The 13,912-nt window shown below is 58.5% G+C and carries 11 protein-coding genes; 4 read left to right on the top strand and 7 right to left on the bottom strand.

Annotation, left to right across the window (positions count from 1 at the left end):
* Nucleotides 1-506: 506 nt before the first annotated feature.
* On the bottom strand, nucleotides 507-1,373 hold the full coding sequence (locus RYB09_RS06615) for a MurR/RpiR family transcriptional regulator (RefSeq protein WP_002552324.1): 867 nt from the start codon (nucleotides 1,371-1,373) through the stop codon (nucleotides 507-509).
* Nucleotides 1,374-1,592: 219 nt separating this feature from the next.
* Between RYB09_RS06615 and zwf the strand changes: the two genes are divergently transcribed.
* Genes zwf through RYB09_RS06600 form a run of 3 tightly spaced genes read left to right on the top strand, consistent with a single transcriptional unit; the run spans nucleotide 1,593 to nucleotide 4,454 of the window.
* The gene (zwf, locus tag RYB09_RS06610; protein ID WP_004656035.1) at nucleotides 1,593-3,062 is read left to right on the top strand and encodes a glucose-6-phosphate dehydrogenase; all 1,470 of its coding nucleotides are present in this window, start codon (nucleotides 1,593-1,595) and stop codon (nucleotides 3,060-3,062) included.
* A complete protein-coding gene (gene pgl / locus RYB09_RS06605) occupies nucleotides 3,049-3,762 on the top strand; it encodes a 6-phosphogluconolactonase (RefSeq protein WP_004666126.1) in 714 nt (237 codons plus the stop codon). The genes zwf and pgl overlap by 14 nt, the downstream gene beginning before the upstream one ends.
* A 17-nt stretch (nucleotides 3,763-3,779) precedes the next feature.
* Nucleotides 3,780-4,454, top strand: a complete 675-nt coding sequence (locus RYB09_RS06600; protein ID WP_122259274.1) for a bifunctional 4-hydroxy-2-oxoglutarate aldolase/2-dehydro-3-deoxy-phosphogluconate aldolase — start codon at nucleotides 3,780-3,782, stop codon at nucleotides 4,452-4,454.
* Nucleotides 4,455-4,581: 127 nt separating this feature from the next.
* Here the strand turns inward: RYB09_RS06600 and RYB09_RS06595 are convergent, their stop codons facing one another.
* Nucleotides 4,582-4,836 (bottom strand): DUF3820 family protein, encoded by a 255-nt coding sequence (locus RYB09_RS06595; protein WP_004656040.1) that lies wholly within the window; start codon nucleotides 4,834-4,836, stop codon nucleotides 4,582-4,584.
* A gap of 202 nt (nucleotides 4,837-5,038) precedes the next feature.
* On the opposite strand from RYB09_RS06595, the gene RYB09_RS06590 reads away from it, so the two are divergent.
* Complete coding sequence (locus RYB09_RS06590) at nucleotides 5,039-5,518, top strand: PA2169 family four-helix-bundle protein (protein ID WP_058401690.1); 480 nt, start codon at nucleotides 5,039-5,041, stop codon at nucleotides 5,516-5,518.
* A 68-nt stretch (nucleotides 5,519-5,586) separates the two neighbouring features.
* Here RYB09_RS06590 and RYB09_RS06585 read toward each other — a convergent pair whose 3' ends face one another.
* The 5 genes from RYB09_RS06585 to RYB09_RS06565 form a co-directional block, all read right to left on the bottom strand.
* On the bottom strand, nucleotides 5,587-7,116 hold the full coding sequence (locus RYB09_RS06585; protein WP_058401691.1) for a sensor domain-containing diguanylate cyclase: 1,530 nt from the start codon (nucleotides 7,114-7,116) through the stop codon (nucleotides 5,587-5,589).
* Between the two features lie 209 nt (nucleotides 7,117-7,325).
* Nucleotides 7,326-8,690 (bottom strand): heavy metal sensor histidine kinase, encoded by a 1,365-nt coding sequence (locus RYB09_RS06580; protein WP_080396324.1) that lies wholly within the window; start codon nucleotides 8,688-8,690, stop codon nucleotides 7,326-7,328.
* Nucleotides 8,680-9,357: a heavy metal response regulator transcription factor gene (locus tag RYB09_RS06575; RefSeq protein WP_002552331.1), complete on the bottom strand. Its 678-nt coding sequence runs from the start codon at nucleotides 9,355-9,357 to the stop codon at nucleotides 8,680-8,682. The genes RYB09_RS06580 and RYB09_RS06575 overlap by 11 nt, the downstream gene beginning before the upstream one ends.
* A gap of 10 nt (nucleotides 9,358-9,367) precedes the next feature.
* Nucleotides 9,368-12,472 (bottom strand): multidrug efflux RND transporter permease subunit, encoded by a 3,105-nt coding sequence (locus RYB09_RS06570; protein ID WP_058401693.1) that lies wholly within the window; start codon nucleotides 12,470-12,472, stop codon nucleotides 9,368-9,370.
* On the bottom strand, nucleotides 12,469-13,635 hold the full coding sequence (locus RYB09_RS06565) for an efflux RND transporter periplasmic adaptor subunit (protein ID WP_058401694.1): 1,167 nt from the start codon (nucleotides 13,633-13,635) through the stop codon (nucleotides 12,469-12,471). Before RYB09_RS06565 ends, RYB09_RS06570 begins: the two co-directional genes overlap by 4 nt.
* Nucleotides 13,636-13,912 lie beyond the last annotated feature (277 nt).

The raw sequence follows: 13,912 nt of genomic DNA, 5'->3' as shown, positions 1-13,912 counted from the left end.
AGTGCGACGTTAGTGACGGCTGAGTCCTGGCGCTGATCCGGGGGATGCGAGGCAGGACGCCGAGCAAGCCGCACCGGCCAAGGATGGCCCGTTGCGGCGACCCCCGGATCAGTGCCAGGGCGAAGGAACCCGACGAAGTCGGGCCGGAAACAGGAGCGAGGGGCTTTGGTTACTTTGGCCCCATCAAAGTAACTCGCCGAGGGGCGAAAAGGTAAATCGAGTCGGGCCGAAATCTCACTGAATCGCAGAACTGTGTGACGCAGAGCGTCACGAAAGGCATTACCACGCGGAGCGTGGGAACGAGAATCTGAGTCGAACGCCAATTCACCTGAAGTCACAGAACCGCTGTGTGACGCAGAGCGTCACGATAGGCATTACCACGCGGAGCGTGGGAACGAGAATCTGAGCCGAACACCAATTCACCTGAAGTCACAGAACCGCTGTGTGACGCAGAGCGTCACGAAAGGCATTACTACGCAGGATGAACGATAGTCAACGACACCCAGTCAGCCCTGATCCTCGATCGGATAGCGGCTGTCATTCAGGCTTTCCTTGATCTTGCGCAGGTGCGGCTGGAAGTCGACGCCGCGGCGCAGGGTCATGCCGGTGGCCAGCACATCAAGAACGGTGAGCTGGATGATCCGCGAGGTCATCGGCATGTAGATGTCGGTGTCTTCCGGCAGGGGAATGTTCAGGCTCACAGTGCTGGCCTGCGCCAGTGGCGAGCCAGCTGCCGTCAGGCCCAGCACCGAAGCGCCATTTGCACGGGCAATGCGGGCCACTTCCACCAGCTCGCGCGTGCGCCCGGTGTAGGAAATGATCACGAACAATTCACCGGTATGGGCCACCGACGCAATCATTCGTTGCATCAGCACATCGGCATGCGCCGTGACCGCCAGGTTGAAACGGAAGAATTTGTGCTGCGCATCAAGCGCCACCGGCGCCGAGGCACCCAACCCGAAAAAGTGGATCTGCCGTGCCTGGATCAGCATGTCCACGGACTTGCTGATCAGCGCCGGGTCCAGTTGCTGGCAGGCGCTGTCGAGCGAAGCAATGGCGCTACCGAAAATCTTCTGGGTATAGGCCTCGGGATTGTCGTCGGCTTCCACAGCGCGGCTGACATAGGCTGCGCCGCTTGCCAGGCTCTGGGCCAGTTGCAGTTTGAGCTCCGGATAACCGCTGACGCTGAACGAACGGCAGAAGCGGTTGACCGTCGGTTCGCTGACCTTGGCGGCCTGGGCAAGCGCTGCAATGCTCAGCCGCGTTGCCATCTGCGGGTTGAGCAGGATCACTTCGGCCACCTTGCGCTCGGCCTTGTTCAACTCATCGAGTCGGCCCTGGATTTGCTCCAGGAGGTTTCTTACGCGGTCCATTCAAAGTCCTTGTCGGGGGCTGATTCACCAACGGTTTTGGCCTGAGCTTTTTTTAGCTCTTTAGCCTGTAGCAAAGGTGGCCTATCGTACTGAGGGCCTGTGTTGATCACCACTGGAATATGCTTTTAGGCAGAATGTTGTGGTTATTACTACATATGGCCTTGAGTAACGCCTTTAAAAAAGGTATTTGTAGCCTAACTTGATAAAAGAACCAACATTATGCCCTTGATTACGGTTGAACCGTGCACATTTGCCCTGTTTGGTGCCCTGGGGGACCTGGCGGTACGCAAGCTGTTCCCGGCTCTTTATCAGCTTGATCGCGCTGGACTGCTGCACGAAGACACAAAAATTCTTGCCCTGGCGCGTGAACCCGGCGACGAACAGTCGCATCTGGCGTATATCGAAAAATCCATGCGCCGCTTCATTCCCGAGGCCGAACTCGAGCCCGACAACCTGGGCCGGTTTCTGGCGCGCCTCAGCTACCTGCATGTCGACTTCCTTAAGGCTGAGGACTACGTCGCGCTTGCCGAACGCGTCGGCACTGCGGAAACCCTGATCGCCTATTTCGCCACCCCGGCCTCGGTCTACGGCGCAATCTGCGAGAACCTCGCTTCGGTCAATCTGGCCGAGCGGACGCGCGCCGTCCTGGAAAAACCCATTGGCCACGACCTGGCTTCTTCGCGCCGGGTTAACGATGCGGTGGCGCAGTTCTTCCCGGAAAACCGCGTCTATCGTATCGACCACTATCTGGGCAAGGACACGGTACAGAACCTTATTGCCCTGCGTTTCGCCAACAGCCTGTTCGAAACCCAGTGGAACCAGAACCATATTTCTCATGTGGAAATCACGGTTGCCGAGAAGGTCGGCATCGAGGGCCGTTGGGGCTACTTCGATCAGGCCGGTCAATTGCGCGACATGATTCAGAACCACTTGCTGCAACTGCTTTGCCTGATCGCCATGGACCCGCCCAGCGATCTGTCGGCAGACAGTATTCGCGACGAGAAGGTCAAGGTGCTCAAGGCGCTGGCACCGTTCACGCCCGAGCGTCTGGCGACCCAGGTGGTGCGTGGCCAGTACACTGCTGGCTACAGCGAAGGCAAGGCGGTGCCGGGTTATCTGGAGGAAGAGAACTCCAACACCCAGAGCGATACTGAAACCTTCGTCGCGTTGCGTGCCGATATCCGCAACTGGCGCTGGTCGGGTACGCCGTTTTATCTGCGTACCGGCAAGCGCATGCCGCAGAAAATGTCGCAGATCGTGATCCATTTCAAAGAGCCGCCGCACTACATCTTCGCGCCTGAACAACGTTTGCAGATCAGCAACCGCCTGATCATTCGCCTGCAGCCCGACGAAGGTATTTCCTTGCAGGTGATGACCAAGGACCAGGGGCTGGACAAAGGCATGCAGCTGCGCAGCGGGCCCTTGCAACTGAATTTTTCCGACACCTACCGCAGCGCTCGTGTTCCCGACGCTTATGAGCGGTTGTTGCTGGAAGTCATGCGTGGCAATCAGAACCTGTTTGTCCGCAAAGATGAAATCGAGTACGCCTGGCAATGGTGCGATCAGTTGATCGCTGGCTGGAAGAAGGCGGGCGATGCGCCCAAGCCTTATCCGGCCGGAACCTGGGGGCCAATGAGCTCCATTGCCCTGATTACTCGTGACGGGAGATCCTGGTATGGCGATATGTGACCTTGAGCTGCCAGCAGGGCTGGTAGCACGTGATTTCGACACACCGCAGCAACTGGCTGATGCGCTGGCTGCCAACGTCGCCGAGCGCCTGAAGCAGGCAATTGGCGAAAACGGTCTGGCGACCCTGGTGGTGTCCGGTGGTCGCAGTCCGGTGGCCTTTTTCCAGAGTCTGGCCGTGCAGCCGCTGGACTGGTCGAAAGTAGTCATTAGCCTGGCTGACGAGCGTTTCGTGCCGACCGAGCATGCCGACAGCAATGCGGGCCTGCTGCAGCGCCACTTGCTGCAGGGTCCTGTGGCGAAGGCGAAGTTTCTGGGGTTGTACAGCGTGGCGGGCAGTGTCGAGGAGGCAGCGCTGGCTGCCGATCAGGCGCTGGCCGAGCTGCCACCGATTGATGTATTGATTTTGGGCATGGGCGACGACGGGCATACCGCGTCGCTGTTCCCTGGTAGCCCGAACCTGAAAGAAGCCCTTGATCTGCAAGGTGAGCGCCGCTGCCTGCCGATGCTCGCACCGAGCGTGCCGCATCAGCGCCTGACCCTGACCCGCCGCCTGTTGGCGTCGGCACGTTCGCCGATCCTGTCGGTGTCCGGTCAGGCCAAACTCGACACCCTGCGCACCGCGCTGGCGGGCGATGACCTCGCCGAGATGCCGGTGCGTGCGTTTCTCAACCCGTCTCTCGAGATTTACTGGTGCCCATAAGCAAAGGAAACGTCGCCATGACACAGAACGAAAATAATCAGCCGCTCATCAGCATGGCGAACAAGATTGCCCAGATTGACGAACTCTGCGCCAAGGCGAAGATTCTGCCGGTCATCACCATTGCCCGTGACCAGGATGTGCTGCCTCTGGCCGATGCGCTGGCCGCTGGCGGCATGACTGCACTGGAAGTTACGCTGCGCTCGGCGTTCGGTCTGAGCGCCATCCGTGTTCTGCGTGAGCAGCGCCCGGAACTGTGTGTGGGCGCCGGCACCATTCTGGACCGCAAGATGCTGGCGGACGCCGAGGCGGCAGGTTCGCAGTTCATTGTGACCCCTGGCAGCACGCAAGACCTGCTGCAAGCCGCAGTCGACAGCCCGCTGCCCCTTTTGCCGGGCGTCAGCAGTGCTTCGGAAATCATGATCGGTTATGCCATGGGCTATCGCCGCTTCAAGCTGTTTCCGGCCGAGATCAGCGGCGGTGTGGCGGCAATCAAGGCACTGGGCGGACCTTTCAATGAGGTGCGTTTCTGCCCGACTGGCGGCGTCAACGAGCAGAACCTGAAGAGCTACATGGCCTTGCCCAATGTCATGTGCGTGGGCGGGACCTGGATGATTGATAACGCCTGGGTCAAGAATGGCGATTGGGGCCGCATACAGGAAGCCACTGCGCAGGCAATGGCGTTGTTTGACTGATTTTCAGGATATCGGAGTCAGCCCCTTTGCGGCTGACTCCGGCAAGGAAGTTGTTGTTGGTTGTATGGCTTTTCGGTGCTCCCTGGTCCGGAGCACCGTTTTTTTCTCCCCCGGACCGCCTCTTTGTTTATCCCTTGTCCTTGAACGACTGACGCGGACGTGTGCGCAATGGGTCCAATAGCGCGCCAAGGCCGTTGTGATCGATTTCCTGCATCAATGCCAGCAAACCTCCCAGTTCACCTTTCGGAAAGCCTTCGCGCGCGAACCAGTTCAGATAATGACCTGGTAAATCGGCGATCAGCCGTCCTTTATATTTGCCAAATGGCATTTCCTGCGTCACCAATAACCTGAGTTTCTCGGGGTTCACCTGCAAGCCTCCCATCAATACATATCGAACAGCACGATACGTGCATTCTGCATGCAGGCCAAACGACAGATCATGCAGAAGTCACGAACAGCCAATTGTGAAAATTTCGTAACTTATTGATTTTAATCAATTATTTCCATATCGAAAACTGGCACGGTGTCTGCAATTACCTATACATGAACACTTTCGTATCAACCTGCCATTAGGAAATTATCAAATGACTGATATCAACAAAGAAACGATCTCTATCCTGAATGACCTGATCGAAACCAGCAAAGACGGTGAAGAAGGTTTCCGTACCAGCGCAGAACACGCAAAAAGCGCTCAGGTAAAGTCGTTCCTTGCCAATCGCTCCACTGAGGTGGCTGCAGCTGTTCGTGAACTGCAAGCTGAAGTGACCGCACTGGGTGGCAAGCCTGAAGACTCTTCCAGCGTGTCTGGCGCACTGCACCGCGCATGGGTCAACCTGAAGTCGATGGTGACTTCGGATGACGACAAGGCTGTACTGGAAGAAGTCGAAAAAGGCGAAGACGTTGCCAAGAAGGCTTATCGCGAAGCGCTGGAAAAAGCCCGTGCCAAGAACGTTGCCCCTAACGTTATTGCGCTGATTGAAAAGCAGCAGGCTGGCGTTCTGGCCAACCACGACAAAGTAAAAGCACTGCGTGACGCAGCACGTGCAGCCCACGCCGCATCGTAATTCGATGTTGTAGCGGTAACTAAAAACGCCAGCCAGTCTGGCGTTTTTTTATGCCCGTCGGCAGCTCATCAAACCTGGTCGGTCATCTCTCTGGTAACCGAACTGCGATGCTCTACGCGGTTACGACCCTTGTGTTTGGCCTGATAAAGCGCCTTGTCGGCTATTCCGAAAAACGCCTCCAGCTTGTCTCCCTGACGCACGATCTCTGAAACAACACCGATACTCACGGTGATGGGCTGCTGTGCTCCCGGAAACGGCGGCAGTGATTCAGCCGCCCTGCGGATCTGTTCGGCAATCATCATGGCTCCCGGCAAGTCGGTTTCCGGCAGCACAACCACAAACTCCTCTCCGCCATAGCGTGCAACCCGGTCGCCGGGGCGACGGATATTGAAGGAGATGGTTTGTGCAATCAGGCGCAGTGCTTCGTCACCACCCTGATGACCATGACGCTCGTTGAATGCCTTGAAATGGTCTACGTCGATCATCAGTAAAGACAGCTGTTTGCCTGAGCGCTGTGCCCGCGCCCATTCGGTTTCCATGGCTTCGTCAAGCTGGCGACGATTATCGAGCCCTGTCAAACCGTCCGTTGCAGCCAGGCTGGCCAGTGCATCCTCAGCGCGATGGCGTCGTCGCAACTCGCGACACAGCAGCCATGTCAGCCACAGGATTCCGAGACACAGTACGCTGGTAGCGGAGCCGACCAGCCAGGCATTGCGCCGCCATACGGCATACACCTCATCCTCGGACTGACCAATCACGACAACCAGCGGCAGATTGCCGACCCGGGAAAACGTATACAGCCGACGAGCGTTCAACTGCGTCGACATGGCAGCAAAGCTGCCATCTCCTTCCTGAAGAATGCGCTGAAAGTTGGGGCTGTGGCTGTAATCCTTGCCAATCAGATCTTCACCCTCCAGATCGGGGTAGCGGACGATCAGGATGCCTGCGGTATTGATCAGGTTGATACTGCTGCCGACGCCCAGATTCTGGCTCATGAACAAGTGTTTGAAATACACCAGTCGCATGGCCGCACTTACCATTCCGGTGAACTCTCCATTGGGGCCTGACATGCGACGGCTGAAACTGATGCACCAGTCCTTGTAACCCCAACGGCTTTTGTACGGTGCACTGACGTGCAGACCCAGCGAAGGGTCCGCCTTGTGGTCTTTGAAATAGGAGCGGTCGGAGAAGTTGTCGTTTCGAGGGATGACGGACAGTGAGTCAGCCAGGATGGCGCCCTTGTTATCGAGCAATACCAGATCGCCTTTGAAAGACGCCGCAGTGGAGCGATCAAACAGGACAAGTTGTCGCAGTTCAGGTGACAGGTCCTGAAGGTCCGGACGCTGCCATGCGCTGATCATGCCTTGCAGGGAAGAGTCGTAAAGTTCTGCGTTATGCATGACGTCGGCATCAATCAATTGCACGATATTGGCCGCCGCACGCGCTGCAGTCTGCGCTGCGTCGTCACGCTCTCGGGCCAGTAAAGACGCCACAATCCCCAGTATGGCGAACATTGACAGTGAACTGCCAAAGATCAGCATGAGTTCCGGTCGGGTCCATTTGAGCCGGTCTTGCCGAGATGACGCAAACAACATCATTGGTTGTTCTACCTGCAGACGAATGAATCTTGATAAATGGTTAAGACAGTTATCATTATTTTTATGATTTTAATGCTGGTTGTATAGCACGCTCCTTATAGCCTCATATGAATGGAATGTGAATAAAGCAAGTGTATTTAAAATGATGCGAACAGACGCACACGGACGACTGTAAAAAACAGGGGGGAGTAATTTATTTCTTGAAGGGATCAGCGGGGCAGCTGTATGCCGAACGTATTGACACCCTTGTCGCTGTTCACGAACACGGTGCCGCCGTGCATCAATGCAATGGCCTTGACGATGGCTAGCCCCAGGCCATGATTGGCGCCGCTGTTGCTGCGTGAGGCATCGACCCGATAAAAGCGCTCGAACAGCCTGGGCAAATGTTCCGGGGCTATCTGCATGCCAGGATTGGTCACGCCGATACTCACATGGGCATCGCGCGACTCGATATTTACCTCGATGACCTGACCGGCGTCGGTGTGTTGCACGGCGTTGTGCAGCAGGTTGATCAACGCGCGGCGCAAGTGGGGCTTTTCAATCGGTGCGCTGGCGTCGCCTTGAACCCGGACTTGCACGTGGGCATCTTCCAGAATGAAATCCAGGTAATCCAGCGTGGTGGCGACTTCGTCTGCCAGTGACGCGCAGGTCTGTGCTTTGACCTTGGTGCCTTGATCCGCGCTGGCCAGAAACAGCATGTCGTTGATAATCGAGCGCAAACGCTCCAGCTCTTCGAGGTTTGATTGCAACACCTCGAAATAATGCTCGGCAGAGCGGCCGCGGGTCAGCGCCACCTGGGTCTGGCCGATCAGGTTGGTCAGCGGTGAGCGAAGCTCGTGCGCCACATCGGCATTGAACGACTCGAGCCTAGAGTAGGCCTGCTCGACCCGTTCCAGCGTGGAGTTGAACGAAGCGACGAACTGTTCAAGCTCCGGTGGCAGCGGCGAAATCTGCAAGCGCCCGGACAGCCTTGGCGGGGCGAGCTTCTGGACCTCCTGCGAGAGACTGGTCAACGGACGCAGGCCGATGCGCGCGACCCAGTAACCAAGCGCCGAAGCCAGCAAAATACCCAGCGTGGCCAGGCTGATCAGCGCGACCAGCAGCGAGTGTTGGGTATGCCAGAATGTCTCGGTATCGATGGCGGTCAGAAAACGCAGCGCCGGGCGCTGTTCCTTGGCCGGGAATTCGCTGACCAGCACCTTGAATGCGAACGGGTGATCGGCCAGTTTCAGGTCATGCATACCCGGTGCGCCTTGCGCGAAACGACGAATGTTCGCGTCCGGGTTGCCGAATTCGTACAGCGGGTTGTCGCTCACTACCCAGAAACGCAAGCGCTTGTCTTCCTCGCTGAGCAACTCCAGTTTTGCCTTGATCTTGCCCCAGTGCTCCGGGTTGCCGAAACGTCCGACGGCCGATTCCAGCACACTGTAGCGCGCATCGACTTCGGCACGCGGCAACAGGTCCAGGCTTTTGTCGACCTGCAGGTACAAGGCCCAGCCGATCAGCAGGAACACCACCAGTGCCACCAGCGCGAACAGCCCGCTGAGGCGCAGGGCAATCGAATCAACCCGCACTGCGGTTCTCCAACACATAGCCCATGCCACGAATGGTGTGCAGCAGTTTATGTTCGTGAGGACCGTCCAGCTTGGCCCGCAAGCGTTTGATCGCGACTTCGACCACATTGGTATCACTGTCGAAGTTGATGTCCCAGACCATCTCGGCGATTGATGTCTTGGAGAGGATGTCGCCCTGACGTCTGGCCAGCACGCTGAGCAGCGAAAACTCCTTGGCGGTCAGGTCCAGACGCATTCCGGCGCGGGTCGCCTTGCGGCTGATCAGGTCTATCCACAGGTCGGCGATAGTGATTTGCACCGGTTCATGGCCACCGCTGCGGCGGGTCAGCGCCTGGAGACGGGCGACCAGTTCCAGAAAGGAAAACGGTTTGCCGAGATAGTCATCGGCGCCTTCGCGCAGGCCGCGAATGCGGTCGTCGACCTGCTCGCGCGCGGTCAGCATGATCACGGGCGTCTGTTTGCGCGCACGCAGCGCACGCAACACACCAAAACCATCCAGGCCCGGCAGCATCACGTCGAGAATGATGATCGCGTGGTCGTTCTCCAGCGCCAGGTGCAGACCTTCGATGCCATCGCGCGCCACGTCGACGGCGTAGCCCTGTTCGGTCAGGCCGCGACGCAGGTAGTCTGCGGTTTTCTCTTCGTCTTCGATAATCAGCACGCGCATCGGGTGACTCTCACTTGTGAAGGGCCAGCGCGGGTGCGGCGGGCGCCGGGTGGCGTTTATGAAACAGCCGCTCCAGTTGCAGGTAAATGACCGGCGTAGTGAACAGGGTCAGCATCTGGCTCACCAGCAGGCCACCGACCACTGCGATACCCAGCGGTTGACGCAGTTCGGCACCGACCCCGAAACCCAGCATCAGCGGCAGTGCGCCGAGCAGGGCGGCAAGGGTGGTCATGATAATCGGTCGGAAACGGGTAATGCAGGCCTCATAAATGGCCTCCTGCGGCGACAGGCCCTGCTCACGCTGCGCTTGCAGGGCAAAGTCCACGAGCAGAATGCCGTTCTTCTTGACGATGCCGATCAGCAGCACGATGCCGATCAGGGCCATGATCGAGAAGTCCTGCCCCATCATCCATAGCAGCAACAGCGCGCCGATACCTGCCGAGGGCAGGGTGGAGATAATGGTCAGCGGGTGCACGAAACTTTCATAAAGCACACCCAGAATGATGTACACCGCCACCAGCGCGGCGAGAATCAGCCACGGCTGGTTGGCCAGCGAACTCTGGAATGCCTGCGCCGCACCCTGAAAACTGCCGATGATCGAGGCGGGCATGCCGATGTCTTTCTTGGCCTGATCGAGCATGCTTACCGCGTCGCCCAGTGCGACCCCGGACGCCAGGTTGAATGACAGGTTGGCAGCCGGGAACATACCGTCGTGGCTGATCGACAGCGGGCCCATGCGCGGCGCACTGACTTTGGCCAGTGCCGACAGCGGCACCATTTCATTGGTCAGCGGTGAGCGCAGGTAGAAGTAAGCCAGGCTTTCGGCCTTGCCACGCTGCTGGGCATCCAGTTCGAGGATCACCTTGTACTGGTTTACCTCGGTCTGGTACTCGCTGATCTGCCGCTGGCCGAACGCATCGTACAGCGCCTGATCGACGTCGGCGGTGGTCAGGCCGAATCGCGCGGCAGCACTGCGATCAATATCGATATGGGTGACGCTGCCGCCCAGTTGCAAGTCGTTGGACATATCGCGAAACGCCGGATTGCTGCGCAGCTTTTCAGTCAGCCGTTGCGTCCAGGTGTTGAGCAATTCGCCGTCGTTGCTCTTGAGCACATACTGATACTGACTGCGGCTCGGCCCGGAACTGAGGTTGATGTCCTGTCCGGCACGCAGATACAGAACGATGCCGGGGACTTTCGCCAGTTTGGGGCGCAGGCGGTCGATGAACTCACTGACCGACACATCGCGTTCGGAGCGCGGTTTGAGCGAGATCCAGAAGCGGCCGTTGGCGATGGTCTGGTTGCTGCCTGACACACCGACTGAATGCGAGAACGCCAGCACTGCCGGGTCTGCGCCGACGATTTTTGCCAGTTGCAGGTGTTTTTCCACCATGTCCGGGTAGGAAATGTCGGCAGCGGCCTCGGTGGTGCCGAGTGCAAAAGCAGTGTCCTGAACCGGAAAGAAGCCCTTGGGTATGAGGATATAGCCGACTACCGCCAGCGCCAGGGTAAGACCGAACACGCCGAGCATCAGTCGCTGATGGGCCAGTGCCTTGCGCAAGCCTCGCTCGTAGGAGGCCAGCAAACGTTCACCGAAGCCCGGCTTCTGATGCGGGTTGTGCGTGGGGGCGCGCATGAACAATGCCGCCAGGGTCGGCGCCAGGGTCAGGGAGACGACCACCGAAATCAGAATGGTTGCAGTGGCGGTCAGGGCGAATTCCTTGAACAGCCTCCCGACCACGCCGCCCATGAACAACAGCGGAATGAACGCGGCCACAAGCGAGAAGCTGATCGACACCACGGTAAAGCCGATTTCCCCCGCGCCCTTTATGGCGGCCTCGCGCATGCCTTGTCCGGCTTCAAGGTGGCGATGGATGTTCTCCACCACCACGATGGCGTCGTCCACCACGAACCCGACCGCGACCACGATGGCTACCAGTGTCAGGTTGTTCAGGCTGAAGCCGAACAGGTACATCATCGCAAAGCTGGCGATCAGCGATACCCCGAGCACCGCGCTGACGATCAGCGTGGCCGACAGCTGGCGCAGAAACAGCGCCATGACCGCCACCACCAGCAGCACTGCGATCATCAGGGTCAGTTCCACTTCGTGCAACGAGGCGCGAATGGTGCGGGTCCGGTCGTTGAGTACCGAGACGTCAACGGTGGCCGGGAGCATTTCCTGTAACCGTGGCAGCTCACGCTGGATGCGGTCCACGGTGTCGACAATGTTGGCGCCCGGCTGACGAAAAATAGCAATGTTGACGCCTTGCTGGTCGCCGGACCAGGCCTTGACGTAGGCGTTTTCCGAACCCGCGACCACCCGCGCCACATCCTTGAGCTGGACGGGAGCACCGTTCTTGTAGGAAACGATCAGTTGCGCGTAGTCCTGCGGCTTGAATAACTGATCGTTGGACGACAGTGTCGAGATGCTGTCCTTGCCGTACAAGGCACCTTTGGCCAAGTTGAGGCTGGTCTGTTGCACCGCCAGGCGAATGTCGGCCAGGGTCAGCCCCAGCGCGGCCAGTTTTTCGGGGGCAGCCTGCACACGAATCGCTGGCCTTTGCTGGCCGGTGATGAACACCTGGCCCACGCCTTCGATCTGGCTGAGCTGGCGCGCCAGGATGGTTTCGGTGACATCGCTCAGCTCCGTGCCGGGCATCAGGCTGGAACTGACACTCAGGATCAGCACCGGGCTGTCAGCCGGGTTGACCTTGCGCCAGGTCGGCAGGCTCGGCATGTCGGCTGGCAGACGCCCCGCCGCAGTGTTGATGGCGGCCTGGACTTCCTGGGCGGCAGTGTCGATGCTTTTGTTGAGGGTGAATTGCAGCGTCAGGTTGGTGGACCCCAGCGCGCTGCTGGAGGTCATCTGGGTCATGCCGGGGATCGCGCTGAACTGCACTTCCAGCGGTGTGGCAACCGAAGACGCCATGGTTTCCGGGCTGGCACCGGGCAACTGCGCGGTAACCTGAATGGTCGGGAACTCCGCTTCCGGCAACGGCGCAATCGGCAGTCGTGGAAAGGCAATGACCCCCAGCAGTACCAGCGCGAAGGTCAATAACAAGGTGGCCACCGGGTGGTCGATGCACCACGCCGATACCGAGCCTCGGCCACTCATCGTGCGTGCTCCACTTGCGCGCTCGCGACATCCGGGGCGGGTGCGCTGACCACTTCGACAGTTGCCCCAGGCCGCAGTCGCGACTGGCCGTCGCTGACCAGCACATCTCCGGCATTTGGACCGCTGATCAATGTCTGCTCGCTGTCCTGATAAAGCACCTTGACCGGTACGACTTCCACTTTTTTATCAGCAGTGAGTCGATAGACGAAGTGCTGATCGATGCCGCGCTGCACTACTTGTGGCGGTACTTTGAGTGAGTTGAGTTCGACACCGGTCTGGATCTTCACCGTGACCAACTGCCCAGGCCAGAGTTGTTCGCCGGGGTTTTTGAATTGAGCCTTGGCGCGGATCGTGCCGGTGGTTGCCGAAACCTGATTGTCGATCAGCGAAAGCGTGCCTTCACCCAAAAGCAGTCCGTTGGCCGCGCCGTCGCCCTGATACGCCTTGACGGTCGCAGCGCTACGCTCGGCAATCAGCCCCTGCAGGGTCGGTAACATCTGCTGAGGCAGAGAGAATTCCACCGCAATCGGGTCGATCTGTGTCACCGAAAACAGCCCGGTAGCATCGCTGACGCGCAGGAAGTTGCCTTCATCGACATTGCGGATGCCGACCCTGCCCGCAACCGGCGAGCGAATCTGGGTGTAGGAGAGCTGCACCTGTGAGGCGTTGATGCTTGCTTCGTTGCCTTTCGCCGTGGCTTCGAGTTGCCTGACCAGTGCCTGCTGCTGATCGAATGTCTGACGCGAAATACCGTTGTCCTGAGTGAGCTGGCGATAGCGTTTCAGGTCCAGTTGCGCGACATCAAGCTGCGCCTTGCTCTGCGCCAGCTGGGCGCGTGCCTGCTCAAGCGAGGCGCGGATCGAGCGGTCATCCAGCGTCGCCAGCAACTCGCCGGCCTTGACCTGTTGACCTTCCTTGACCAGCACGCGCGTCAGTACGCCATCTACCTGAGGACGGATCACCACACTTTGCAGCGACAGCACCGAGCCGATCCCGGTGACGAAACGTGGTACGTCCTCAATGCTGACCGTGATCACCTTGACAGGCACCGCAGTCACGGAGCTTTTCGGGAGTGTGGCAGGGCGTGTCAGTTTCCATCCGGCAATGGCCACGCAGGCTATCAGCAGGACTACAGCGGTGACGGTCAAGGTCTTTCTGCGCATATGAAGAAAACGCCAAATGTCGGTACGGGAGTAATATTTTTTTACGGCTTCCTTATAGCCTGCAAACCCGGTCAGCAGAATGACTTTTAGCTGTCAGGTTTGTCAGAAAGCCTCCACTGCGCATGGCGTGCAGTCAAGAAAATCCGCTAACGGACGATATCTATGTTGAAGAGCTATTTGTCCAGATGTTTATAAAGTCCTAAGAGTTTTCCTACATTTTCCTAGGTCGGCTTCTGGCAGCTAATTCTCCCATCAACTTAACTCACTGTATGAGCCT

Source organism: Pseudomonas syringae group sp. J254-4, from assembly GCF_032586855.1.
Lineage (GTDB): Bacteria > Pseudomonadota > Gammaproteobacteria > Pseudomonadales > Pseudomonadaceae > Aquipseudomonas > Aquipseudomonas amygdali.
Note: the sequence above shows the minus strand (reverse complement) of the source record. Positions and strands in the feature narration are given on the sequence as shown.

Coding starts and splice junctions, on each gene's coding strand:
- RYB09_RS06575 (WP_002552331.1), bottom strand. CDS start 9,357: ATGCGCGTGCTGATTATCGAAGACGAAGAGAAAACCGCAGACTACCTG.
- RYB09_RS06565 (WP_058401694.1), bottom strand. CDS start 13,635: ATGCGCAGAAAGACCTTGACCGTCACCGCTGTAGTCCTGCTGATAGCC.
- RYB09_RS06615 (WP_002552324.1), bottom strand. CDS start 1,373: ATGGACCGCGTAAGAAACCTCCTGGAGCAAATCCAGGGCCGACTCGAT.
- zwf (WP_004656035.1), top strand. CDS start 1,593: ATGCCCTTGATTACGGTTGAACCGTGCACATTTGCCCTGTTTGGTGCC.
- RYB09_RS06585 (WP_058401691.1), bottom strand. CDS start 7,116: ATGATGTTGTTTGCGTCATCTCGGCAAGACCGGCTCAAATGGACCCGA.
- RYB09_RS06570 (WP_058401693.1), bottom strand. CDS start 12,472: ATGAGTGGCCGAGGCTCGGTATCGGCGTGGTGCATCGACCACCCGGTG.
- RYB09_RS06590 (WP_058401690.1), top strand. CDS start 5,039: ATGACTGATATCAACAAAGAAACGATCTCTATCCTGAATGACCTGATC.
- pgl (WP_004666126.1), top strand. CDS start 3,049: ATGGCGATATGTGACCTTGAGCTGCCAGCAGGGCTGGTAGCACGTGAT.
- RYB09_RS06595 (WP_004656040.1), bottom strand. CDS start 4,836: ATGGGAGGCTTGCAGGTGAACCCCGAGAAACTCAGGTTATTGGTGACG.
- RYB09_RS06600 (WP_122259274.1), top strand. CDS start 3,780: ATGACACAGAACGAAAATAATCAGCCGCTCATCAGCATGGCGAACAAG.